General features: G+C 65.2%; 20 protein-coding genes. 12 read left to right on the top strand and 8 right to left on the bottom strand.

The window, feature by feature from the left end; all coding sequences use genetic code 11:
- Complete coding sequence (locus tag QQL28_RS18215; RefSeq protein WP_284267442.1) at window positions 1-216, bottom strand: hypothetical protein; 216 nt, start codon at window positions 214-216, stop codon at window positions 1-3.
- Window positions 217-374: 158 nt separating this feature from the next.
- Between QQL28_RS18215 and QQL28_RS18210 the strand changes: the two genes are divergently transcribed.
- Entirely contained in the window at window positions 375-1,229 is an 855-nt protein-coding gene (locus tag QQL28_RS18210; RefSeq protein ID WP_284267441.1) for an adenylate/guanylate cyclase domain-containing protein, read from the top strand.
- Between the two features lie 68 nt (window positions 1,230-1,297).
- Here the strand turns inward: QQL28_RS18210 and QQL28_RS18205 are convergent, their stop codons facing one another.
- Window positions 1,298-1,636 (bottom strand): hypothetical protein, encoded by a 339-nt coding sequence (locus tag QQL28_RS18205; protein WP_284267440.1) that lies wholly within the window; start codon window positions 1,634-1,636, stop codon window positions 1,298-1,300.
- A 96-nt stretch (window positions 1,637-1,732) separates the two neighbouring features.
- Complete coding sequence (locus QQL28_RS18200; RefSeq protein WP_284267439.1) at window positions 1,733-2,719, bottom strand: tripartite tricarboxylate transporter substrate binding protein; 987 nt, start codon at window positions 2,717-2,719, stop codon at window positions 1,733-1,735.
- A gap of 192 nt (window positions 2,720-2,911) precedes the next feature.
- Between QQL28_RS18200 and QQL28_RS18195 the strand changes: the two genes are divergently transcribed.
- Complete coding sequence (locus QQL28_RS18195) at window positions 2,912-3,169, top strand: hypothetical protein (protein WP_284267438.1); 258 nt, start codon at window positions 2,912-2,914, stop codon at window positions 3,167-3,169.
- A gap of 89 nt (window positions 3,170-3,258) precedes the next feature.
- On the opposite strand, the gene QQL28_RS18190 is transcribed toward QQL28_RS18195, so the two are convergent.
- A complete protein-coding gene (locus QQL28_RS18190; protein WP_284267437.1) occupies window positions 3,259-4,194 on the bottom strand; it encodes a LysR family transcriptional regulator in 936 nt (311 codons plus the stop codon).
- Between the two features lie 117 nt (window positions 4,195-4,311).
- Here QQL28_RS18190 and QQL28_RS18185 point away from each other — a divergent pair, with 117 nt between their 5' ends.
- The 4 genes from QQL28_RS18185 (at window position 4,312) to QQL28_RS18170 (ending at window position 6,734) form a co-directional block, all read left to right on the top strand.
- Window positions 4,312-5,064: an SDR family NAD(P)-dependent oxidoreductase gene (locus tag QQL28_RS18185; RefSeq protein WP_284267436.1), complete on the top strand. Its 753-nt coding sequence runs from the start codon at window positions 4,312-4,314 to the stop codon at window positions 5,062-5,064.
- Window positions 5,065-5,099: 35 nt separating this feature from the next.
- Entirely contained in the window at window positions 5,100-5,798 is a 699-nt protein-coding gene (locus QQL28_RS18180; RefSeq protein ID WP_284267435.1) for a pirin family protein, read from the top strand.
- A gap of 138 nt (window positions 5,799-5,936) precedes the next feature.
- Window positions 5,937-6,536 (top strand): NAD(P)H:quinone oxidoreductase, encoded by a 600-nt coding sequence (gene wrbA / locus QQL28_RS18175; protein ID WP_284267434.1) that lies wholly within the window; start codon window positions 5,937-5,939, stop codon window positions 6,534-6,536.
- A gap of 63 nt (window positions 6,537-6,599) precedes the next feature.
- Window positions 6,600-6,734: a hypothetical protein gene (locus QQL28_RS18170; protein WP_284267433.1), complete on the top strand. Its 135-nt coding sequence runs from the start codon at window positions 6,600-6,602 to the stop codon at window positions 6,732-6,734.
- Between the two features lie 76 nt (window positions 6,735-6,810).
- Here QQL28_RS18170 and QQL28_RS18165 read toward each other — a convergent pair whose 3' ends face one another.
- Window positions 6,811-7,956, bottom strand: a complete 1,146-nt coding sequence (locus tag QQL28_RS18165; protein WP_284267432.1) for a GNAT family N-acetyltransferase — start codon at window positions 7,954-7,956, stop codon at window positions 6,811-6,813.
- A gap of 175 nt (window positions 7,957-8,131) precedes the next feature.
- Window positions 8,132-9,478 carry an O-antigen ligase family protein gene (locus QQL28_RS18160; protein ID WP_284267431.1) on the bottom strand — a complete coding sequence of 449 codons (1,347 nt, stop codon included), beginning with the start codon at window positions 9,476-9,478 and terminating at the stop codon, window positions 8,132-8,134.
- A 311-nt stretch (window positions 9,479-9,789) separates the two neighbouring features.
- Here QQL28_RS18160 and QQL28_RS18155 point away from each other — a divergent pair, with 311 nt between their 5' ends.
- Window positions 9,790-10,707, top strand: a complete 918-nt coding sequence (locus tag QQL28_RS18155; RefSeq protein WP_284267695.1) for a glycosyltransferase — start codon at window positions 9,790-9,792, stop codon at window positions 10,705-10,707.
- A 3-nt stretch (window positions 10,708-10,710) separates the two neighbouring features.
- On the opposite strand, the gene QQL28_RS18150 is transcribed toward QQL28_RS18155, so the two are convergent.
- Window positions 10,711-11,739: a glycosyltransferase family 2 protein gene (locus QQL28_RS18150; protein WP_284267430.1), complete on the bottom strand. Its 1,029-nt coding sequence runs from the start codon at window positions 11,737-11,739 to the stop codon at window positions 10,711-10,713.
- A 424-nt stretch (window positions 11,740-12,163) separates the two neighbouring features.
- Between QQL28_RS18150 and QQL28_RS18145 the strand changes: the two genes are divergently transcribed.
- The 4 genes from QQL28_RS18145 to QQL28_RS18130 all read left to right on the top strand — a co-directional run bounded on the left by QQL28_RS18145 (window position 12,164) and on the right by QQL28_RS18130 (window position 16,988).
- Window positions 12,164-12,970 (top strand): class I SAM-dependent methyltransferase, encoded by an 807-nt coding sequence (locus QQL28_RS18145; protein ID WP_284267429.1) that lies wholly within the window; start codon window positions 12,164-12,166, stop codon window positions 12,968-12,970.
- Between the two features lie 321 nt (window positions 12,971-13,291).
- On the top strand, window positions 13,292-15,577 hold the full coding sequence (locus QQL28_RS18140; RefSeq protein WP_284267428.1) for a GumC family protein: 2,286 nt from the start codon (window positions 13,292-13,294) through the stop codon (window positions 15,575-15,577).
- A complete protein-coding gene (locus QQL28_RS18135) occupies window positions 15,570-16,376 on the top strand; it encodes a WecB/TagA/CpsF family glycosyltransferase (RefSeq protein WP_284267427.1) in 807 nt (268 codons plus the stop codon). The genes QQL28_RS18140 and QQL28_RS18135 overlap by 8 nt, the downstream gene beginning before the upstream one ends.
- Before the next feature lie 270 nt (window positions 16,377-16,646).
- Entirely contained in the window at window positions 16,647-16,988 is a 342-nt protein-coding gene (locus QQL28_RS18130) for a hypothetical protein (RefSeq protein ID WP_284267426.1), read from the top strand.
- On the opposite strand, the gene QQL28_RS18125 is transcribed toward QQL28_RS18130, so the two are convergent.
- The gene (locus QQL28_RS18125; RefSeq protein ID WP_284267425.1) at window positions 16,962-21,065 is read right to left on the bottom strand and encodes a bifunctional diguanylate cyclase/phosphodiesterase; all 4,104 of its coding nucleotides are present in this window, start codon (window positions 21,063-21,065) and stop codon (window positions 16,962-16,964) included. The genes QQL28_RS18130 and QQL28_RS18125 overlap by 27 nt on opposite strands.
- A gap of 307 nt (window positions 21,066-21,372) precedes the next feature.
- On the opposite strand from QQL28_RS18125, the gene QQL28_RS18120 reads away from it, so the two are divergent.
- Window positions 21,373-22,740 carry an LLM class flavin-dependent oxidoreductase gene (locus tag QQL28_RS18120; RefSeq protein ID WP_284267424.1) on the top strand — a complete coding sequence of 456 codons (1,368 nt, stop codon included), beginning with the start codon at window positions 21,373-21,375 and terminating at the stop codon, window positions 22,738-22,740.
- The last annotated feature ends 90 nt before the right edge of the window (window positions 22,741-22,830 follow it).

Raw genomic sequence — 22,830 nt, 5'->3', positions numbered from 1 at the left:
CTAGCCGCCCCAGCCACAGTAGTGACGGCAGCGATAGCGTACGCTATGCCAATGGCCCCAGTGCCAGTGCCACCAGCGCACCGGGGCAAGGTCCCTCTCCTGCACCGTCGGCTTGGCAGCGACTGACAAAGGAGTGACCGGGGCAGCCATTGCAGGTGCGCCGAGCAATATCGCGCCAATCACGAAAAGCGCTGCAGGAATCTTGGTCATGGACATGACATCCCTCCGATCCCACGACTTCCCCGCAATCAACTTGGCTGGCTGCAATTCGTTGCACGGTTATGACGGTTTCGGGCCCGGACCGGCGGTTAAGCCGCTATGACGCTGGATGCAATGCTTGATGCAGATGCGTTAGGGAGGCTACCATATGGACCATGACGGACGACAAGGTGAAACGACGGCTGACCACGGTCCTATGCGCTGATGCGCAGGGCTATTCTCGCCTCATGGAAGCGGACGAGGCGGGTACGTTGGAGACGCTGCGCCGCTACCGCGCGGCCATTGCCGGATTGGTGGAGCGCCATGAAGGGCGGATCGTGAATACCTGGGGCGATGCCGTGATCGCCGAGTTCGCCAGCGTCGTCGAGGCCGTGCAGTGTGCGGTCGAGATTCAGCAGGAAATTTCCAACCGGGATTCGGACCCGTCGCACGCCCACCCGATGCGGTTTCGCATCGGCATCAATCTCGGAGATGTGATGGTGGACGGCTCCGACATCTATGGCGACGGGGTCAATATCGCGGCGCGGCTGCAAGAACTTGCCGAACCCGGTGGCGTCGTGATCTCCGGTTCCGTCTACGATCACGTGCGCAACAAATTGTCCCTTGGCTTCGACTGTCTCGGCCAGCGCCCTATGAAGAACGTTGCTTCCGTGACCAGCTATCGCGTGACCACGGGCGGCCGAACCGCTGGACGAGATAGCTTCCCAGTTGACGAAAGCCCCGCTCCCCAGGGGCCAGCAGTTGCTGACGCTCTACGGATTCGCGACAGACACGAGCCCTCCACGTGGATGGGCTTCGTCTCGGATTGGCTGGCGATCCTGCCTCGCCCGGTCAGGGTGGCCCTCACGGTTTCGTGCTTTCTGATTCTGATCAATGTTTTCACCGGCATGCACAAGGTCTGGTTCCATTGGCCAGTCGCAGCATTGCTCTTCGGCGTCATCCTGCGGACAGTGCTCGGGCACAGAGCTGCGTCGGACAGCGATGGGGAGCGCCGAACGAGTCGGGAGTGAGACGGCCCATCTGTTGTGACCGCATCTTCGTGTCTACCGAATCCTCGGCGGCTCTCCGAATACACGCCCTAATCGTCGTCATCGTAATAAGGCCGCGGCGGAGGCGCAGCAGGAGGCGGCACGTTGTTGTAGCGTGGCGGCGCGACCCGGCCGCGCGGCGGCTGCGCCTGGTTGCTGGTTTCGAACACCGCGCGGCATCCGCTCGAAAGCTGCGGGGTGTTCTGACGCAGGCAGGCGACGATGCGGTTCACGTCGGGAATCTGGTCGCTGCACAGGCGCCAGACATCCGGCGTGCAGGCCATCTGTTGTTCCATGTTGCCGCGATATTCCTGGGCAGAGACGGTGCTCGTGGCGACCGTGCCGCCGATCGCAAGCGCCACACCGAGCGCAATCGGCCCTGTTCGCATGTCCTGATCCTTCTCATTTTCTCTCAAACGCTCCTCAATCAATGAGGCGCGCGAAGGTTCTGGACCAACAACAAAATGTGAAAGCGGAGGCGGAACCTATTCCACCCTGCCGATCTTCCTGACCGCCGCGATCAGCCGCGCGCTGTCGGCTGCGACGAACTGCGAAAACTCCGGTGCGTCCTGATAGGCGACGAGACTGCCCGAGGCTTCGAACGTCTTGAGGACGTCAGGACTCTTCATCACCTGTCCCATCGCCTCGCGCAAACGGCCAACGATCGGCGCGGGCAGCGCGCTCTGCCCGAACAGGCCGGCCCAGATGTACATCTCGACATCCTTGTAGCCGAGCTCTTGCAAGGTCGGGATGTCAGGGAAGCTCGCGATGCGCTGTGCGCCCCAGTTCGCCAGCACGCGCAGCTTGCCGTCATCGACCTGCGGCTTCAGCGTGCCGGGCGCAGCCGCGATCGCCTGCACGGTGCCACCGAGGATCGCGGTCAGCGCGGGACCTGCGCCACGGAACGGCACATGCAGCAACTTGATGTCGGCGCTGACGGCGAACATCTCCATGGCGACATGCAGCGTGCCGTAAGGCCCCGACGAGCCGTAGGTGATCTGTCCGGGTCGCTGCTTCGCGTCGTCGACGAAGTCCTGCACCGTCTTCCAGGGCGCCGACGCCAGCACTGCGAGCAGCGTCGGATCGGCGAGCACGCGCGCGATCGGCGTGAACTGCGAGACCTCGTAGGCCACGGGACGGTTGAACAGCCGATCCGCTTCCGGCAGCACCGCGAGCGAGGACAAGGTCATCAGCAGCGTGTGACCATCCGGCTCGGCGCGCGCGGCCGCCGCATTGCCGACCGATCCGCCGGCGCCGCCGGCACGATTGTCGACGATGACGGACTTGCCGAGGATGCGCTCCAGCGCCATCGCCACCGGGCGCGCCGCAAGATCGGCCTGGCCGCCGGCCGGAAACGGCACGATCATGGTGATGTTACGCGAGGGATAGCCTTGCGCGAAGGCGGCGCGCGTCAGCGTTGTGTGTGCAAGCGGCGCAAGCGCAGCAGCGCGCAAGAGATCGCGTCGGTTCATCGGCAGCCCCTCCCCCGGTCTTTGTTGTTTGGGGCAGAGTAGCGCGGCGACACGGACGAACAAAGGTACCTCCGTGCCGCATCTGTGCATTTGGTGCCAAGCGACGGCAACATTAGCGAACGGTTATCCCTGCAGCCTGCCGCGCCGGAACGTATCCCGCCACGCGGTGTTGGCCTTCCGGGAGAACGCGGGATGAACGACCCTGGCACGATCGATGGCGCGCTGGACGAGATGCTGGTGAATCTCGCCGGCATCGTGCTGCGGCTGGCAAAGCCGGATCTGACGCGCACGCCCCAGGCGCGGCGTGCGCTGGTGCAGTCCGTCAATCAATATTCGGCTTGCGCCGCGCGCTCGAGCGATCCGCGCGTGCACGAGTTGAAGGCGAAGCTGGAAGAGACGCTGAAGCCGAACCTGCGCGTGGTTGCGAGGGATGGGATGACGTTGTGGTAGGCGCAGATCGATCCCCACGTCATTGCGAGCGTAGCTAAGCAATCCAGAGTCTTTCCGCGGAGGGATACTGGATTGCTTCTCGGCGCCAGCTACTCCGCCTTCGCGCGCTTCTTCGTCTGCCGCTTGCACGTGCCCGGCAGTTTCGCGGCGAGAAACTCGGCGAGCACCTCGACGCGCGCAGGGCGCGGACCGCCGGGCGGGGTGACGAGATGCACGGCGCCTTCGGCCTGCTTCCAGTCCTTCAGGATCACCTCCACCTCGCCGGAGGCGATGGCGTCGCCGACGATGAACTCGGGCAGGTCGGCAATGCCGAGCCCTGCGAGCAGCGCCGGCATCACCGCCTCGCCATTGTTGACGCGCAACTGTCCCGCAGGGCGCACGCTCGCCTGCTCGCCGGCCGCGTTGGTGTAGTGCCAGACGTTGGGCGTCGTGAGATAGGCGTAGCTGAAGCACTTATGCTCGGCGAGGTGCATCGGATGCGTCGGCCGGCCGTGACGCTTGAGGTAGGACGGCGCAGCGACCGTGTAGCGCGGCATGGTGAAGAGCCGCCGCGCGATCAGCGAGGAATCCGGCAACCGCGCGATGCGCAGCGCGGCGTCAAAGCCCTCGCCGATCAGATCGACGGTGGCATCGCTCAGATGCAGATCGACCGAGACCTCCGGATAGGTCTGGAAGAACTCCGGCAAGAGTGGCGCGACCGCCTTCACGCCGAAGGTCATGGGCACGGCGAGCCGCACCAGCCCGCGCGGCGCGACCGACTGCGCCAAGGCCTCGTTCTCCGCCGCCTCGCCATCGGCCAGCAGGCGCGTCGCCCGTTCGGCGAGCTTGTGTCCGGCATCGGTCAGCGCGAGCCGGCGCGAGGTACGGTTGAACAGCCGCGCGCCAAGCCGCTCCTCCAGCCGCGTCACTGCCTTGGAGACGGTCGCCTTGGACATCGCAAGCTCGCCGGCGGCGGCCGCAAACGACCGTAATTCCACGACTTTTGCGAAGATCGCGAGCGCCTCGAAATCCGGGAGTTTTGCCATGGGACAGGCCCGCCAGTGACGTTTACGGAAACAATATGTTTCGACAGTTTCTATTTCTATACCACAGGCGGAGGCATATCCAAGGGGCATCAGACATTCAGGGAATGGAGAAATCCAATGGCCAAGAAGCTCTCAGGAAAGGTTGCCCTCGTCACCGGCGGCTCGCGCGGCATCGGCGCAGCCTCCGCCCGCGCTCTCGCCGACGAAGGGGCCGACGTCGCCATCAGCTACGTCGCTTCGCCCGACAAGGCCGAAGCCGTGGTCGCCGAACTGAAGACCAGGGGCGTGAAGGCGCGCGCCTTCAAGGCCGACCAGGCCTCGGCCGCCGACGTCGAGAAGCTCGTCACGGACGTCGCCAGGGAATTCGGCCGTCTCGACATCCTCGTCAACAATGCCGGCGTCGCGAGCGGCGGCGCCATCGACGATCCCAAGGCCGACACGGCGGCTCTGGCGCGCCTCGATGCCGTCAACGTGCATGGCGTGATCGCGGCTATCCGCAGCGCTTCGCAGTTGATGGGGGAAGGCGGCCGCATCGTCACCGTCGGCTCGATGCTCGCCGACCGCGCCTCATTCCCCGGTCTTGCCGACTACGTCGCCACCAAGGCCGCTGTGGTCGGCTACACCAAGGGCGCAGCCCGCGACCTCGGTCCGCGCGGCATCACCGTCAACGTGGTGCAGCCCGGCTCGATCGACACCGACATGAACCCGAAGGATGGCGGCGAGTTCGCCGAGACCCAGCGCAAGCAGCATGCGCTGCAACGCTTCGGCCGGCCGGAGGAAGTCGCAGCCGGCGTCGTCTTCCTGGCGAGCCCGGAAGCCTCCTTCGTCACCGGCACCGTGCTCAACGTCGACGGCGGCTTTGGCGCCTGATCGGACCTATACAATTCAAGCAAGGAACCACGCACATGATCGAACTCAGACCTTTCGACAAGCTTGGCAGCGCCGATCACGGCTGGCTCAAGGCCAAGCACCATTTCTCCTTCGCTGGCCATTACGATCCCGACAACATGGGATACGGCGCCTTGCGGGTGTGGAACGATGACGAGATCGCACCGAACACCGGCTTTCCCGCCCACCCCCACGCCAACATGGAAATCATCACCTATGTACGCGAGGGCGCGATCACCCATCAGGACAGCCTCGGCAACAAGGGCCGCACTGAAGCCGGCGACGTGCAGGTGATGAGCGCAGGAAGCGGCATCCGCCACTCCGAGTACAATCTCGAGCCGACGAAGACCAGGATCTTCCAGATCTGGATCGAGCCGACTGCGCGCGGCGGCCAGCCGACCTGGGGCTCAAAGCCGTTCCCGAAGGCGAACCGCGATGGCAAGCTCGTCACCATCGCGAGCGGCTTTGCGGCCGACAAGGAGGCGCTGCCGATCCGCGCCAATGCCCGGGTGCTCGCGACCACGCTGAAGGCCGGCGAGAGCGCAGACTACGAGCCGCAGGCATCGCGTCACCTCTATCTCGTGCCGGCCGCCGGCGCAGTCGAGGTCAACGGCGTGCGCGTCAATGCCCGCGACGGTGTCGCGATCCGCGATGAGGCCAATCTGAAGATCAGGGCCCTGGAAGATTCCGAGCTGGTGCTGGTCGACGCGGCTTAAGGCACCAATTGCTCCAGCGGATCGGCGGCGCGCCATCGATCCGCTTCAGCAGGAACGTTCTAGAAATTCCCCGAAGAGCGGGTCAGCTTTCACGATCCTCCGACCGCAAACTCACCTAAAACCTGAAGGAGAGCCATCATGGCAAAAGTTCTCGTCCTCTATTACTCCGCCTACGGCCACATCGAAGCGATGGCGAATGCCGCCGCGGAAGGCGCGCGCGAAACCGGCGCGACCGTCGACATCAAGCGCGTGCCCGAGCTCGTGCCGGCCGAGGTCGCCAAGGCCTCCCACTACAAGGTCGACCAGGCCGCCCCGATCGCCAAGGTCGACGATCTCGCGAACTACGATGCCATCATCGTCGGCACCGGCACCCGCTTCGGCCGGATGTCCTCGCAGATGGCGAACTTCCTGGACCAGGCGGGCGGTCTCTGGATGAAGGGCGCGCTGCACGGCAAGGTCGGCGGCGCCTTCACCTCGACCGCGACCCAGCATGGCGGCCAGGAGACGACGCTGTTCTCGATCATCACCAACCTCCTGCATTTCGGCATGGTGGTGGTCGGCCTGAATTACGGTTTTGCCGGTCAGATGAAGCTGGACGAAGTGACGGGCGGCGCGCCTTACGGCGCCACCACGATCACCGGCGGCGACGGCAGCCGCCAGCCCAGCGCCAACGAGCTCGCCGGTGCGCGCTATCAAGGACGCGTGATCGCGGAGACCGCGAACAAGCTGCATGGCTGATGCGTGCGGGGCGGCATTCCCATTCGCGGATGCCGCCCCACCTATCGCATCGGAGCGACTTGAATGGCTTTCGAAATTCTCCTGATGGCGCAGATGATCCGCAAGCCCGTCCAGGTGCTGGCGCGGCGGTGGTATTGCCGCGGTCTGTTCCGCGCCTCGCGCGGCCGGCTGTACTGCGCCGGATGCACGGGACAGTGAAGCGCGCATGATCGCCGACATTGCAAGCCGGCGCTTTGTTCGTTTCAGGGATAGGCCTTGTCAGGGATAGGCCTTGTCAGGGATAGGCCCTGCCCATCGCGCGGTTCGCAAGAGCGGCGAGCCGCGGATGTCTGCGCAGGCCCTGGGCTGCATGATCGCGCAGCACGTAGGGCACGCCGCGCCAGGACAGCGCGACGCTGACGTCGGTCAGCGGAAGCGGCACGGCGCCGAAGCGGCGCTTGTAGTCGTGATTGCCGATGCTGAGATCGAAGCGGCGGACCCCGTCTTCATGCAAGGCCGCCATCGTGCGCTCGGTCACAAGCAGGCCCGGCGAGCAGGCCGACCACGGCCTGCCGGCATTGCTGATGCGCAGCAGATAATAGGTCGTGCCGTATCTCAGGCCCAGCGACGTCGCGATGATGCCCTCGTCGCACACCAGCGCAGAGACGATCGCATAGCCTTCGGCAACGCCCTGCCGGACCACGTCGCGATAGAACTTCGCGTGGCTCTCGTCGCTGAGGACGAAGTTGAGCCCGAGCTGCTTCATGCGCTGCTGCTGCTGGATGTCCATCGCATCGAGCAGCCTCAGCGCCTGGTCGACATCGGTCGCGATCTCGAAACGCGCGCCGGCGTGACGGCTGAAGACGCGCCAGCAGCGCGGCAGCTGCATGCGCTTGATCGAGGCGCGGTAGTCCGAATAATCGTCGCTCGTCAGCACCAGATTGCCGTTGAGCGAGCAGGATCCGACGCGGCCGAGCGACATCAGCGGGTTCGGCTTGCCGCCCACATAGGCCGGCATCTTCTGCAAGCGCAACAGATCGAAGCGATCGGGCAACGCGCGCAAGCCATTGACCAGCGCATCGCCGATGGCGCGCGCGCCAGCCGCATCGCACGCGGCGTCGAGCGCCAGGATCGGCGCGTTGTTGTCGGACACGCCGAGATCGGCGAACTCGACGATACGCACGCCACCCTTGCTGCGGCTGATCATCGGCACCAGCGCGATGTCACTGCCGGTCGCGGCATCCGAGATCACGGCGATCAGCGGAGTAGCGTCATGGAATGCGCCGTACCAGGCCGCAAGCCAGTCACCATGCTGGAATGCCGTGCGATGCCCCGCGCCCAGGCGCAACGCGGCCTGCTTCCAGTCGCGCACGAAATCGATCGCGATTCCGAACGCGCTGGTCACCCGACCGTCTAGCTGCTCGACGCTGAGAAATGCCATCCGCCCTGGGCACACAGTTGCTGAACGTTTCCAGATGAATAACGTTTTGTCGCCAACCACAAGTTACGTCGCTGCTTATCGTTAAGCCGATACCGTTGCGCCTTCCGCGCGAAAAGGTTCATGTCCCGATCTGAGACGAACCGACCCCGCCGCCTTGCGACAAGTTGTCGGCGGCTCAGGACTCCGGCCTGTCCACGCATTGGAATCTGGCGAGGAAATGCAGGCCGGCGACCGCGAGCACGAAGAAGAACCAGGTCGGATTCTGCCGGTCGAGCAGGAACGTCTCGGTCGTTCCGTAATACAGGCCGAACAGCCAGATCGTCAGGAAGAGCTTTGCCAGGGCTCCGCTGCGACTGCCACGCTGCGCCGCCTGGAAATTGTTGAGCGGGGTGAAGACGAAGATCAGGATGACGAGCAAAAGGCCCGGCAGGCCGATGGTGACGGCGAGATCGAGATAGCTGTTGTGGCTATGCGCCGCGGTCACCGCCCATTCGGCGCCTTTCGCGGTCTGCCGCTCGCTGACGTCGTCCCAGAACGCCGCGTAGCCATGGCCGAGGATCGGCTTCTCCGCCACCGCGGTGAGCGCAAACTCCCAGATGTCGCTGCGGCCGGTGAAAGTCGGGTCGACCGGGAGCGCCCGGGTGATCGCCGCGAGAGTGGGACTTGCGACGCTGCCGACCGTGAGCAGGTTCATCACGATCAGCGGCGCGAGGCAGATCAGCCGCTTCAGCCAGAGACTGCGGGTAAGGTAAACGAGCGAGGCCAGCGCGTAGATGACGAGACACAGCACCGACGAGGTCTTGCCGCCGGTGAAGATCAGAAAAACGCCGGCAAGTGCCGCGATGACGGGCCCCATCACCAGCGAGCCGACGGCAGTGAGATAGATGCCGAGATAGACCAGGCAGCTCATCACCGACGAGGCGACGTTCTTGTGCCCAAAATTGCCACGCCAGTCGCCGGCAAGCTGCGGCTCGGCGAAATCGGCTGCCGTATGGATTGAAAATTGCGGCGCCAGCACGACGCCGAGATAACACAGGGCGAGCAGCACGAGGGCGGCGAGCCCGAGGCATCGGTTGAAGCTTTTCTGCGTCGGCGGCAGCAGCGGCAGCAGGATGGCGAGCGCGGATACACTCGCCGTGAGCACGAAACGCTGCGCGGACAGGCCGCGGTTCTCCGAGAGGACGATATTGATCAGCATCCAGCCGACGAAACAGAGATGCAGCGGCGTCGCCAGGGTTCTGAGCGACGGGGCGTCCTGCGCGAACGTCAGCAGCACGGCAGCGGCGGCGAGCCCCGCAAAGGCGATGTAGGACAGCGCCATCCGGCCCGAGGCGGCGGTCGCGATGTCGGCATTGCGCAGGTCCGGGAACGGTTCCAGCGTCACCAGCACCAGGAGCAGCGCTGCTACGACGAGGACGCAGCGCGCGGCCTCGAGGACATTGAGCCCGGCGACAAACGCGCGCAGTCCCTGACCGAGCGGCCCAGCCCCCACGCCAGTCATGTCAGCAGCACTGCGATCCATCGGTCACCCTTAGCCGACCCGTGCTAACCTTTCGTCAACCAGCAGGCTTGCCGGACACGCTGTCCGGGCGTTTAACGCTAATATGCGAAAGGCGGCTTTGAGCGGCCTTTGCTGCAAAGCTTTGAGCCTTATCTGGCTATCATCCGAGGCGACCCAAGCCGCCATCATGCGGCACCTGGCCCGATATGCGGCCTGGTTAACGAACCGTTAAAGCGCAGCCCCCAACGACGAGGCGTCAACTGACCACCGCCGGCGCCACCCTTGATCCCGCGACCGACGCGCCGTCGTTCACCGACAGGCGCGCCGATCGCATTGCGCATTCGGCCGACTTCATCTCCGTGATCATCCCCGCCAAGAACGCCGCTGCCTATATCCGCGAGACGATCGACAGCGCGCTCGCGCAAAGCGCTGACGTCGGTGAAGTCATCGTCATCGACGACGGCTCGCGCGACGACACCGTGGCGATCGTCCGATCCATCCGCGACAGCCGGCTGCAGCTGATTGCGAACGAGCAGGCAGGCGTCTCGGCGGCGCGAAATCTCGGCGCGCAGACGGCGCGCGGCGCGTGGCTACTGTTCCTCGACGCCGACGATCGCCTGCGCTCCCGCGCGGTGGCCACGCTGGTCGCGGCCGCGAAGGCCGCGCCCGCCGCCGTTCTCGTCTATGGCGACTACGATCTGATCGACAGTGATGGACGGCCGATCGGCCGGCGCGGCCTCCTGCAAGGGCGCAGGAAGCCGTCAGGCGATGTGCTCGCGCGGCTCGCGCGCGGCAACTTCATCGTCAACGGCGGCATCATGCTGGTGCGCGCCGATGCGTTCCGGACGGCTGGCGGTTTCGACGAGCGGCTCAGTCTGTGCGAGGACTGGCATTGCTGGTGCCGCCTGGCCGCGATCGGCGACTTCCAGTTCGTGCCCGCGCTGCTCCTCGACTATCGTCTCCACACCGCGAATACGATGAACGCAGCCGCGCGCTCGCCGCGCGATTTCTTTCCGGCCGTGGAGCGCGTCTTTGCCGACGAGTTGATCCTCGCCAAGCTCACGCCGGAGAACCGGCCGGCCCTACGGCAGGCGGCCGAGATCCATCTCATCACCTATGCGGCGACCCAGGCGGTCCGCTTCGGCCGCTATGGCGATGCGCTGAGCTATATGGGCATGGTCAGGCAGCGCTCGCTCACCGCGCTGCCGCGATCACTCGCCAAGCTCGTTCTCGCCCGGCTCGGTATTTAGGCGTCAGGAGACGATCTTCGAGGCCTCATACGGCCGCTGCTCGATGCCGAAGGCGGCGAGCGCGCTGCCGAACGCCACCATCACGGGATGCATCGCGACGACGGCTTTGGTCGTGAACGACAAGCGCGCCGCGCGGACCAGCGATAGCGGCAATCTTCCCAGCATCGCCGCAAAGACGTGCGCCCGCGCCGCCGCGGTCTTTGCCGCCTTGCACTGCACCCGATAATTGATCGCTCCGATGCGCAGGCCACGTTTGGCGATCCACCCCAAGCTGGTGCGGCCTTCCGGCACCGTCTCGGTGATCACGGCCTCCGCGGTCCAGTGGAATGTCATGCCGGCGTTCCGGCATCGGACGAAGAAATCGCAGTCGCCGCCGCCGAGGAAATTGAAACGGAGATCGAAAGCCGGACTGCCGAGCCGGTCGAACACCGAACGCGTGATCAGGCAGTTGCCGCAGCCATAGATCAGCGGCACGGCGCCGGTGTAGTCATAGGCCGGGCAGAAGGCCGGATGGCGCGCGAGCCATGGCTTGCTGTCGTCGTCGAAGAGCGGCAGCACCGGACCGCCGACCACGTCCGCGCCGGTCGCTTCCGCGGTACGAACCATCAGCTCGAGCCAGTCGGGCGAGGCGATCTCGTCGTCGTCGATCATCAGGAAACGGGTCGCCAGCGGAAACAACGCCTGCGCGGTCTCGAACGCGGCATTGATCGCCTGGCAATTGCCCTGCCGCTTCTCGACCAGGCAGATGCCCTGAAGTTTTCCGGCAGCCAGGAACTCGGCAGCGACCGGCGCACTCTCGCGCCGCGCGGCGTCGTTCTCCACCATGACCACGGCGAAGGAGCGCGGGGTACGCTGGCCTGCCAGCGACTCCAGCGTCAGCCGCAAATGCTGCGGCCGGCGAAAGCAGGGAATGCAGACGACGGTGCCGACGGACAAGTCGAGCACGCGCGAGCTCGCGGCGATTTCCCGGTTGGGGTCGCGCACGGCATCGGTGATGCGGCTCGTGGAGAGGTCGGTCGGGATCAGGGTCATGATATCGTTGAATGGCCGAGATGTGTTGAAAAACCCCTGCTCCAGGACGGCACAGCAAGGCTGCGGCGAAACACAACTGTCCCAATATGGCGACGCCCCGAGCGACGTTGCCTCACGCCGGACAACGCCATCACGCGGGGTGCAACTCCGCAAGCCGCCAAATCCAGCCTTGCCTGCAAGCCAATCGTCATCCACACCGCCGCTTTCACGCGCTTTACCTTGCGAATTTGCACCGAAGTGCTCCTGCAATTTCCGATCCAGCGTGCAGCCGCCATACCATGCGGACGATGCCGTAGTTAACGGGCCTTCGCATTAACCCAACCGTAAGCACCGTAACCATTGGCACGGCAGCGGCATCGAATTTGCTCTTCGAGCGTGCGAGAAATTCCCTGTAATTTGAAACGAACCCGCGCGATTGAAGAACATGAACAGACAAGCCACGATCGATTTCGCGACCACGATCCGCACTGATGCGAGCGCCATCACTCAGCCGGCACACACCCAGGCACTGCTCGACCTCGTCTCGGGCGAGGCGCGCGACAGCCTGCTCGCCGTTCACGACGTCCTGCGCCGCGAGCTGCCGCCGGGCGAGCTCGCAATCTACGAGGCCGGCGGCGGCTCCTGCAGCTTCCTGCCGCTGGAAATCCTCAACCGCAGCCACGTCACCGTCGTCGACATCGACGAAGACCAGATCCGCAACAACGACTACGCCCAGGAAGCGATCCTCGGTGACGTCCAGACCTACCGCTTCAAGCCGGAAAGCGTCGATCTCGTCATCTGCTACAACGTGATCGAGCATCTGCCCGACGTCGAGGCTGCGCTGAAGAATTTCTGCGAGGCGTTGAAGCGTGGCGGAATGATCTTGATCGGCGCGCCCAATCCGCGCTCGCTGTCCGGCGTCGTCACCAAATATTCGCCGCACTGGTTCCACGTCTGGTTCTACCGCCACGTTCGCGGCATCAAGAATGCGGGCGAGCCCGGCGAGCCGCCGTTCCCGACCTTCTTCCATCCGCTGGTGACGCTCCCCAATCTCGAGGCGTTTGCCGCCGCGCACGGCCTCGAGACGGTCTACCGCCGCGAGGTCGAGAGCCCGCGCTATCCCGAGATGCGCAAGCGCAAGCCGCTGTTCGCTGCTCTCGTCGATGCCGGCGCCGCGGTGCTGAGCTTCCTGCTGCCGCGCGGCGCCGACGTACGACACGGCGACTATCACGTCATCCTGCGAAAACGCTGACAACCATGACGACGGCGCACTGGGAATTCCGACGTGCGGGCCCCGCCCGCAAAACTGCGCCGTCGGACGCGCGCACGCTTGGGAGCCTGCGCGGTAACGAACCGTTAATCTCCGGGGGACTGCGGCGGTGGAAGCGTCACGACGATGCGCCGCGCGCTCGCATGCGCTTAAACGCTTTGTTTGCCATTTCGGTGAATAGTCCCTCAATGAGTATGGTAAATTTTCCCTGTTGCGTTTGTTCAGCGCCTATATCAGGGACGCAGCGCGTAACGCGAAGAGTACCCCCTCAGCCTGCGGCAGTTGGAATGGAAGCTGGGGATCATGCTTGACTACGACCAGCCGATAGAGCGATCGAAGCGCGAGGTCAGGCAGCCAGCGCCATCGGCCGGCTTCAACGTGCTCGAGCTCGCCCGCCTGGTCTGGCAACGCAAGGCCGCGATCGCGGCCGCCGGTCTGATCGGCGCGAGCCTCGCCGTCGCCGTCGGCAAGAGCCTGACGCCCCGCTACACCGCAACCGCCCAGCTCTATGTCGATCCGCGCGAGCTGCAACTCGTCGATCGCGAATTGACGCCGCGCGCGCAGGACGTTTCCGGCATGTCCATGGTGGTGGAGAGCCAGGCGCGCCTGATCACCTCCAACAGCGTCCTCCTCCAGGTCATCCAGCAGGCCAACCTCGAGAAGGATCCCGAGTTCGGCGGCGGCGACGGCAGGAACTTGATGTCGTCGCTGCTTGGCCTGATCGGCCTCCAAGGCCGCGCTCCATCCGCGGACGACAAGAAGGAAGTCCAGCTTGGCGCCCTGGAAGTGCTGAACCGGCACATCACGATCCGCAAGACCGAGAAGAGTTTTATCGTCGACGTCGAGGTCTGGTCGACCGATCCGGCGAAGGCGGCGATGCTCGCCAACACGCTAACCAACGTCTATCTCGCGGAATCGCGCAACTCGCAGGCTCTGGCGGCGCGACGCGCCACCAACGACCTGTCCAGCCGGTTGAAGGAGCTGCGCGAGCGGCTGCGCACGGCCGAGACCGCGCTTGCGACCTACAAGGCGCAGAACAATTTCGTCGGCACCCAGGACACGCTGATCAGCGACCAGCAGCTTTCCGCCAGCAACCAGCGGCTTGCCGCGGCACGCGCGGCGACACTGGACGCGCAGGCGCGCTACGACCAGATCGAGGCGAGCCGGCGCACCACGACCGATGCCGGCGCCATTCCGGAAGCGCTGCAATCGCCGACAATCGCGAATCTGCGCGCGCAATATGCCGATGCGCGCAAGAAATACGCGGAGCAGACCGCCGAGCTCGGGCCGCGCCATCCGGCGCTGCGCCAGACCGAGAAGCAGGTCGAGGATCTCAAGCGCACCATCAACGAGGAGATCGACCGCTTCGCCCAGGCCGCCAAGAACGACCTGACGCGCGCACGCGACTACGAGGCCTCGCTGAACCGGGCGCTGGAAACGCAGAAGCGGCAGAGCGTGCAGCTCAGCCAGGCCGCGGTGCGCCTGCGTGAGCTCGAGCGCGAGGCCGAGGCCAGTCGTGACGTCTATCAATCCTTCCTGAAGCGCTCGCGCGAGACGGAAGAGCAGGAGAGCCTGAACACGTCGGCAGCCCGCGTGATCGGCGAGGCCACGGTGCCGCAGCGGCGCTCGTTCCCGCCGGCGATGAGCCTGTTCGCCATGATCGGCTTCCTGTTCGGCTCGCTCGCCGCCGCCGGCTGGTTCGTCGCCGTCAGGCAACTATCCGCCGGCGCAATAGAGCCCGAGCCGACCCGCAGCGAGCGCACGGCGGCTCCGGAGGCTCCAATAGCTTTGCCCGACACAACGGCCGCGCCGCAGGCGCCGCCGCTGGCGCTGGTCGAAAAGCCGCTGATCGCACGCCTCCAGGAAGCCGACGTCATGCGTACGCTCGGCGCCATCCTCGCCGTCGGCAACACGGTCGACCTCACCCGGCTGGGCTGGCCGACGCTGCGTCCCGGCTTTCCGCTGACGACGCTGATCAACGCGATGCGCGACATGCGCACTGCTGCGACGCGCCGTGCGGCAGGCAAGACCATGCCGGTGATTGCGATCGTCGGCGCCGGCGCTACGGCCGACCGCAGCGTCGCGGCGTTGAACTTCGCGCTCGCCGCCGCTCGCGACGGCACGCGCGTGCTGATGATCGACACCGACCACCAGGCCCGCAGGCTCTCCAGCAAGATCAACCGTCCCGGCAAAAGCGAGCCGGGCCGGTTCGGCTGGCTCTCGATCGGCAACAAGGCCGCGCGCGAGATCAAGACTGCGAACGGCATTTCGGTGCTGCCCGTCGCCGACGGCGATGCCGGCAAGGCCAGTGATGCCATCCGCAAGGCGGTGGCGCAGGCACGATCCGCAGGCGGCACCGATCTCGTGATTCTCGATGGGCCGGCGATGCCGCTCACCGCCGCCGACCGCAAGCTGCTCGACGCAGCCGACGCCCTGGTGGCCGTGCTGCCCACCCACCTCGACATCAACGATGCCATGGAAGACATCCTCGCCGCGCTCGGCGGCACCGAACGCAAGCTCGTCGGCGTCATCCTCAACGAGCTCAATCCCGCGACCCAATCGCGCCAGCGAGGCAAACAATATGCTTGAGCGCCGCGTCAATCTGCTCGGACGGACCGCGACCGCCGAGGTGCCACGGATCACCGTCGGTGGCCTTCGCATGGCCGCGCTCGACCTGGAAGCGACCGCCGATTTCATGATCGAGGCGACCGACCCGCGTCATCGCGTCGGCCGCCCGCTTTATCTGACCTCCGCCAATGGTGAAGTGCTGGCGCGCTGCTCGACCGAGCCGCAAACCGAGCGCCTGTTCCGTGCCGCCGACCTGATCAATGCCGACGGCCAGCCGCTGGTGGCGGCCTCGAAGCTGCAATCATGGTTCCCGCTGCCCGAACGCGTCGCGACCACCGATCTCTTCCATATCGTCGCCCGCAAGGCCGAAGCCGCCGGCCGGACGTTCTACATGCTCGGCGCCAGCGACGCCGAGAACGCCGCTGCCGTGGCCCGGGTTCAGAAGATGTACCCGAACCTGAAGATCGTCGGATACAGCCATGGCTATCTGCGCGGCGATGCGCTGCGGGCCAAGGTCGACGAGATCAACGCGCTCGCGCCCGATTATCTCTGGGTCGCGCTCGGCGTCCCCTTCGAGCAGGCCTTCGTCGAGGAGTACACGCCACACCTCACCAATGTCGGCGTCATCAAGACCGCCGGCGGCCTGTTCAATTTCCTGTCCGGCAGCCGGAGCCGCGCGCCGAAATGGATGCAGACGATCGGGCTGGAATGGGCCTGGCGCACAATGCTCGAGCCGCGCCGCCTGTTCTGGCGCTATCTGTCTACGAATCCCCGCGCGCTCTACCTCTTGTTCAGCCGCAACCGGCCATTCAACAGCTAGCGTGGCGGCACGGCGCGGCTTCTGCTAAACTCGCATTAGGCATCCGTGGAACCCGTGCCTTGCCGGGTGCTGGCCTAACCGGCTAGAATACACCGACGCGGTCGGCGCCGGCAAAAGTCCAGTCGCCTGTTACCCGCGTGGCCGACGATGAGGTCGGCCCGAATGGCTCGCCAGGATTTGCGCGAGCGGATTTTCTCACCGCGTCAAGGCCGTCATCGAGTCCTTAACTGATCGGCCTGTTTCAGGCGCGGGACAGGGAGCACCGAAGCAATGCATCAGGCTGAACGCCTGGAGTTCGAGCGCGTGATGGACGAGTTCGCCCGCTGGCACGCCGTGCCCGAGGACCAGCGCTCGGCAGCGCCGGCCTGGTGGTGGGGACCCGCCATGGCGGTGTTCGACGACAATGAGCCGATGGGCAGCACGTGGTGTCGCGAGCTGGGCCTGGCCGAAGGGACGAGCTTCGCCGAGGGCGCGCGCACGATCCTCGCACTGTTCGTCGAGCAGACGTCGCTGACGGGACCCCAGGAGTTTCCGAGCAAGTCCGAGGGCGATGATCAGGCCATTCGCGAGTTGCACCCGCTGCCATCAGACGACAGCGCGTTTCAGCCGTAATGCGGCGTCCGCCTCGCTGCCGGCGTCCAGCTCGGGCTGGAGCGGCGGCGCCATCGGCCGCAGCAGCTCGGCCATCTGCCGCGGCGGCAACGGTTTGGCGATCAGGTAGCCCTGCATCTCGTCGCAGCCATGAGTGCGCAGGAACGTCTCCTGCTCGGCATTCTCGACGCCCTCGGCGACCACCGTCATGCCGAGCGCCTTGCCCATGCTGATGATCGCCTGCGCGATCGCCTGGTCCTCGCTGTCATGCGGCAGGTCGCGCACGAACGAGCGATCGATCTTGATGGTGTCGATCGGGAAGTGCTTCATCAGCGACATCGACGAATAGCCGGTGCCAAAGTCGTCGATGGCGAGGCGAATGCCGCGGCCCTGGATGGCGTCGAGCACCTTCAACGCGCGACCGACGTTGCGCATCATCATGCTCTCGGTGACTTCGAGCTGAAGCAGCACGGGCGACATGCCACTCGCCGCGAGCGCCTCGTCGACATCCTGCAACAGGTGCTCGTCGGCGAACTGCCGCGGCGACAGGTTGACCGCCATCGACAGCGGCAAGAGGCCGCGGCGCTGCCAGGCCATGGCCTGCGCACAGGCCTCCTTCAGCACCCAGCGGCCGATCGGAACGATCAGGCCGGTCTCCTCGGCGAGCGGGATGAACTGCGCCGGCGATATGCTGCCGAGCTCGGGATGCGTCCAGCGCAGCAGCGCCTCGACGCCGGTGATCTGGCCGGTCTCCATGTCGACCTTGGGCTGGTAGTTCAGCGCGAACTGCTCGCGCTCCAGCGCCCGGCGCAGCGCGCTTTCCAGCGACAGCCGCTCGATCGACTGCGTCGTCACTTCCTTGGAGAAGAAGCGGTAGCCGTTCTTGCCGTCTTCCTTGGCGAGATACATCGCCATGTCGGCATTCTTGGTGAGCGTCTGCGCGTCGGCGCCGTTGGCCGGATACATCGCGATGCCGATCGAAGCCGTGGTGTGGCACTCGTGACCGGCAAGCTCCATCGGCTGCGCGAGGGCCGCCAGGAGCCCGGTTGCAATGCGCTGAACGTCGTCGATCTCGCCGCACTGGTCGAGGATGACGACGAACTCGTCGCCGCCGAGCCGCGCCATCACGTCGCTGGCGCGCAACGCCTTCCGCAACCGGCTGGCGACTTCTATCAAAAGCAGGTCGCCGGCTTCATGGCCGAGCGAATCGTTGATCACCTTGAACCGGTCCAGATCGATGAACAGAACGGCGAACCTGCGTTCGAGCCGCTGCGCCACCTCGATCGCTTCACGCAGCAGGCTCGTGAAGGTATCTCGGTTCGGCAGGTTCGTCAGGCTGTCGTGCGACGCGAGATATTCGATGCGCTCGTCCGCTTTGTTCTTCTCGTCGGCACGATCGAAATTCTCCATGGCAAAAGCGACATTGTCGGCGAGCCGTTGCAGCAATTCGACGAATTCGGGAGTGAACGTATCCTTCTCCGCCGACATGTAGATCATGACACCGACAGCCTGGTCATGGGCGACAAGCGGAAGGACGGCGCCCGACCTCGCCTCGTAATTGCCTATATAGCGATGAAAGACCGCGACCCGGTTGTCGTTGAGATAGTCGTTGCTGATGCTGGGCTGCCGGGTGCGGAAGGCGGTCCCGCTCATGCCGCGGCCTTCGGGGCGTGCCGGGTCGACGGAGAGCCGGACCTGACGCGTGGTCTCCGCCGCAGGCCCCGCGGCAGCCACGATCTCGAGCTGGTCGCTGTGGGAGCTGGCGAGCGCGATGCTCGTCGCGGTGAACCTGCCACCATTCGACGCCGCCTGGCAGGCCAGATCGAACAATTCGGCGCGCGACCTCGCCCGCATGATCGCCTCGTTGGTTGCGCTCAGCGCCGCGAACATGCGCGTCAGACGTTCCTTCTGCACCTCGGTGCGGGCCTTCTCTTCGGCTCGATCGAAATTGTCGAGTGCGAAAGAGACGTTCTCTGCGAGGCGTTCGAGCAGCTCGACCAAATCGGGTGTGAACGTGTCTTCTTCGGGAGCCAGGAACAGCAGGACGCCGATCGGTGCCCGACCGGCTTGCAGAAGCGGGAAGCTGGCAGCCGCACGAGTGCCGTCGTCGACCGCCTTGCTGCGCCAATGCTCAGAACGCGGATCGTTCAGATAGTCGTTCATCACACAGGGCTTGCGATTCCGTACGGACGTGCCGATCAGACCGCGGCCTTCGGGATGATCGGCGGAGACGACGCAGGTTCGGCCGAGCATCCGCTCGTGCTTGCGTCCCTTGGCCGCAACGACGCGGACGAATTCGCCGTTCGGATCCATCATCGCGATGGTGGTCGACGCGAACATGCCGCCGAGAACGGCGGCCTGGCAGGCCACCTCGAACAGCTCCTCGCGCGTCTTGACGCGCATGATGGCTTCATTCGTCGCGCACAGCGCCTCGAACATGCCGTTCAGCCTGTCGCGCTGCTTGTCGGCCCTCGCCTTCTCTTCCGCGCGGTCGAAGTTTTCCAGCGCAAAGGCCACGTTCGCCTGCAACCGCTGGAGTAGCTCGACGAACTCGGGAGTGAATGTGTCGCGCTGCACGGCATTGAAAAGGAAGACCCCTTCGACCCGGCTGCCGTTGAACAACGGCAAGGCAGCAGAAGAATGTATGCCGGCGCGACGTGCACTTTCGTGCCATGGCTTGACGCGCTCGTCCGCCAGCAGGTCGTTGCTGATATGGGTCTGGCGGGTTCGGAAGGCCGTTCCGGTCAGCCCCCGCCCCTCCGGCACCTTGTCGGAGGTGGCGAAGGTATAGCGGCGCAAGTCATTTGCATGCGGCCCACAGCTCGACGCGACACGGAGCAGGTCGGCCTCATGATCGGCCACGAAGATCGTGGTCGAGGCGAATTTGGCGCCATGCACGGTCGCCTCGCAAACCAGATCGAACAGCTCGGCGCGCGAGCGCGCGCGCAGGATCGCCTCATTGGTCGCGCTGAGCGCAGCGTACATCCGCGCCAGGCGATCCTCCTCTTCGGAGATCCGTGCTTTCTCAGCCGCGCGGTCGAAGTTCTCGATCGCAAAGGACACGTTCTCCGCCATGCGCAGCAGCAGAGAGACGATCTCCTCGTCCTTCGCCCAGGACCGGCTGATGAAGAACAGCAGCACGCCGACACTCTCGCCGTGCTTGATCAGAGGCGCAGCCACGCAAGCCGCGACGCCGGTGTTGACGTTGACCTGCTCCCAGGGCGTTCCCTTGGTGCGGCGGGCAAGGTCGTCCTCGACGACCGGTTTCTGCGTCCGGAACACCTGGCCGGAAATGCCGCGGCCGAACGGATTGTCCGGATCGATCGAGTAGCGCGCCTGGGCCATCAATTCCAGGTTCTGCCCGGTGGACGCGACCGGTTTCAACCAGTGCGACGTCGGCTCGCGGAGCAGGACGATGGTCGCAATCGACTTGGCGCTGTGCACGGAGGCGTCGCAGACGAGCTGGTACAGCTCGAGCTCGGTCTTGGCGCGCAGGATGGCTTCGTTGGTCGCGCTGATGGCGCTAAACATGCGGTTCAGCCGCCGCATCGCCTTTTCGCTGCCGACGCGCGCCGTTTCGCGCTCGAGATTCTCGAGCGCATAGGAGATGTTGGACGACATACGCGTAAACAGCGAGACCATCTGCTCGTCGAGCGATCCGGGCTCGGTGCGCGTAACGAACAGCACGCCGACGCTCTTGCCGTTGCAGATCAGCGGCAGCGCGGCGGCCGCACCGACGCCGGCCTTGATGACGCCTTCGCGCCAGGCCAGCGAACGCGGATCGTTCAGGAAATCGTTGCTGATGCACAGCCGCTGCGTGCGGAACGCCTCGCCGCCGACGCCGGATCCTTCCGGCGTGCCTTCCTCGACGGTGATGTTGATCGACCGCAGCCGGACGACGTCCTCGCCGCAGCCGGCCGCAAAGCGAAGCCGCAGGCCATCCGACTCGACCAGGAACACCGAGACCGCCAAAAAGTCCCCGCTCGAAAACCCGGCGTCGCAGACCTTCTGGTACAGCTCGTCCGGCGATTTCGCATACAGGATCGCTTCGTTGATGGCGCTCAACGCTGCAAATGTGCGCGCGAGGGTCGTCTGCAAGGTCTCAACTCCCGGGCATTGCTGCCGTTTTTTCCCGGAACTTTATCGGCGACGACCGCCTAAGTGGTCGTTATTACCGCTTGCAAACCCGCAATCAAAGTGAACGAGCTGCGAACGAGGGGCGCAAAACTATTCGCAAAACTACGGTGGACGCGGCCTTTCGCGCCAGGCGGAGGCATCCGCGCACGGCTCCTTTACGAATTTGCAGCCCTGACTTGGTTTACGGGAGATTGATATCGCGCCTTCGCTTTGAGACGATGGCTCTCAACAAGCAACGCCCGCCAAGGGCGGCGATCGAGGGAACGCCATGACACGGCAGATGGTCCTGGTCGGCTTTCTTCAGGCACAGAACTGCACCAATTTGCCGAGCTCGTGGCGGCATCCGGACTCGCGCGACGATTCCATGTCGGCGGACTATTACCAGGAGATCGCGCGGATTCTCGAAGCCGGCAAGCTCCACATGGCCTTCTTCGACGACCGCCTGGCGATGCCGGACCGCTACGGCAACGATCACGCCCACACTGTCGAATACGGCATTCGCTGTGTGAAGATGGATCCGCTGATCGTGCTGACGACCATGGGCATGGTCACCGACCGGCTCGGACTGGGCGCGACCTGCTCGACCACCTATTACGAGCCGTTCGACGTCGCGCGCCGCTTTGCGACGCTCGACCTGATGTCGGGTGGGCGCGCGGGCTGGAACGTCGTCACCTCGCTCAATGACGGCGAGGCGCTCAACATGGGCAGGGACTCCCACCCCGAGCACGACTCCCGCTATGACCGCGCCGACGAATTCATGGAGGTCGTGCTGGGCCATTGGGACAGCTGGGAGGACGGCGCGCTGATCATGGACAAGGCGAGCGGCCGCTTTGCCGATCCCGCCAAGGTGAAGCGGCTCGATCACAAGGGGCCGTTCTTCAATTCGCGCGGACCGTTCACCGTGCCGCGCTCGGACCAGGGCCATCCCGTGATCATCCAGGCCGGCGCCTCCGGCCGCGGGCAGCGTTTCGCCGGACGATGGGGCGAGGTGATCTTCACTGCCGGGCGCAATCTTGCTGGCGCGAAGGAAGGCTACGCCGCCGTACGCAACGAGGCCGCCAAGGCCGGACGCGATCCCGAGGCGATGTTCCTCTGCAACCTGACCACGCCGGTCTGCGCCGCGACCAAGGCGGAAGCCGAAGACAAGATGGCGCTGATCAACAAGCTGCCGCTCCAGATCGACGCGCTGTCGCTGCTCGCGGAAGCCCTCAACTACGATTTCGCCTCGAAGGGGCTCGATGAGCCGCTCACGACCGACGAGCTGAAAAGCATGCAGGGCATCCTCGGCATTCGCGACGGCGTGCTAAAACTGTCCGGCAAGAGTAATCCGACCGCGCGCGATTTCGTCACCTTCTCCGGCCGCGGCGGGGTCCAGGATGCGATGGTCGGCGGTCCGAAGGAGATCGCCGACAGGTTCGAGGAGATGTTCGTCGAGCGCGGCTGTGACGGCTTTGTCATCGCCGCGACTTACGTCCCGGGCTCCTATGCCGACTTCGTCCGTCACGTCGTGCCGGAGCTGCAGCGGCGCGGGCTGTTCCAGAAGGACTATCGCGGCAAGACGCTGCGGGACAACCTCGGGCTGAAGCGGCCGGAAGTCGGCGCGTGGAAGACGCAGCCGCGCGTTGCCGCGGAGTAGGAACGGGGACGCGATATGCGCCGGCTCAAGTTCGCGGCCTCTGGCCAGACGTCATGGGGCGACAGCTATCGGACCCTCATCCTGAGGAGC

It is taken from the genome of Bradyrhizobium iriomotense, from assembly GCF_030160715.1.
Classification (GTDB): domain Bacteria; phylum Pseudomonadota; class Alphaproteobacteria; order Rhizobiales; family Xanthobacteraceae; genus Bradyrhizobium; species Bradyrhizobium iriomotense.
This window is presented reverse-complemented; position numbering and strand designations above follow the sequence as displayed.

Bases quoted from the DNA above. Each gene is read 5' to 3' on its own strand.
- QQL28_RS18215 (WP_284267442.1), bottom strand. From the start codon at position 216: ATGTCCATGACCAAGATTCCTGCAGCGCTTTTCGTGATTGGCGCGATA.
- QQL28_RS18210 (WP_284267441.1), top strand. From the start codon at position 375: ATGACGGACGACAAGGTGAAACGACGGCTGACCACGGTCCTATGCGCT.
- QQL28_RS18205 (WP_284267440.1), bottom strand. From the start codon at position 1,636: ATGCGAACAGGGCCGATTGCGCTCGGTGTGGCGCTTGCGATCGGCGGC.
- QQL28_RS18200 (WP_284267439.1), bottom strand. From the start codon at position 2,719: ATGAACCGACGCGATCTCTTGCGCGCTGCTGCGCTTGCGCCGCTTGCA.
- QQL28_RS18195 (WP_284267438.1), top strand. From the start codon at position 2,912: ATGAACGACCCTGGCACGATCGATGGCGCGCTGGACGAGATGCTGGTG.
- QQL28_RS18190 (WP_284267437.1), bottom strand. From the start codon at position 4,194: ATGGCAAAACTCCCGGATTTCGAGGCGCTCGCGATCTTCGCAAAAGTC.
- QQL28_RS18185 (WP_284267436.1), top strand. From the start codon at position 4,312: ATGGCCAAGAAGCTCTCAGGAAAGGTTGCCCTCGTCACCGGCGGCTCG.
- QQL28_RS18180 (WP_284267435.1), top strand. From the start codon at position 5,100: ATGATCGAACTCAGACCTTTCGACAAGCTTGGCAGCGCCGATCACGGC.
- wrbA (WP_284267434.1), top strand. From the start codon at position 5,937: ATGGCAAAAGTTCTCGTCCTCTATTACTCCGCCTACGGCCACATCGAA.
- QQL28_RS18170 (WP_284267433.1), top strand. From the start codon at position 6,600: ATGGCTTTCGAAATTCTCCTGATGGCGCAGATGATCCGCAAGCCCGTC.
- QQL28_RS18165 (WP_284267432.1), bottom strand. From the start codon at position 7,956: ATGGCATTTCTCAGCGTCGAGCAGCTAGACGGTCGGGTGACCAGCGCG.
- QQL28_RS18160 (WP_284267431.1), bottom strand. From the start codon at position 9,478: ATGGATCGCAGTGCTGCTGACATGACTGGCGTGGGGGCTGGGCCGCTC.
- QQL28_RS18150 (WP_284267430.1), bottom strand. From the start codon at position 11,739: ATGACCCTGATCCCGACCGACCTCTCCACGAGCCGCATCACCGATGCC.
- QQL28_RS18145 (WP_284267429.1), top strand. From the start codon at position 12,164: ATGAACAGACAAGCCACGATCGATTTCGCGACCACGATCCGCACTGAT.
- QQL28_RS18140 (WP_284267428.1), top strand. From the start codon at position 13,292: ATGCTTGACTACGACCAGCCGATAGAGCGATCGAAGCGCGAGGTCAGG.
- QQL28_RS18135 (WP_284267427.1), top strand. From the start codon at position 15,570: ATGCTTGAGCGCCGCGTCAATCTGCTCGGACGGACCGCGACCGCCGAG.
- QQL28_RS18130 (WP_284267426.1), top strand. From the start codon at position 16,647: ATGCATCAGGCTGAACGCCTGGAGTTCGAGCGCGTGATGGACGAGTTC.
- QQL28_RS18120 (WP_284267424.1), top strand. From the start codon at position 21,373: ATGACACGGCAGATGGTCCTGGTCGGCTTTCTTCAGGCACAGAACTGC.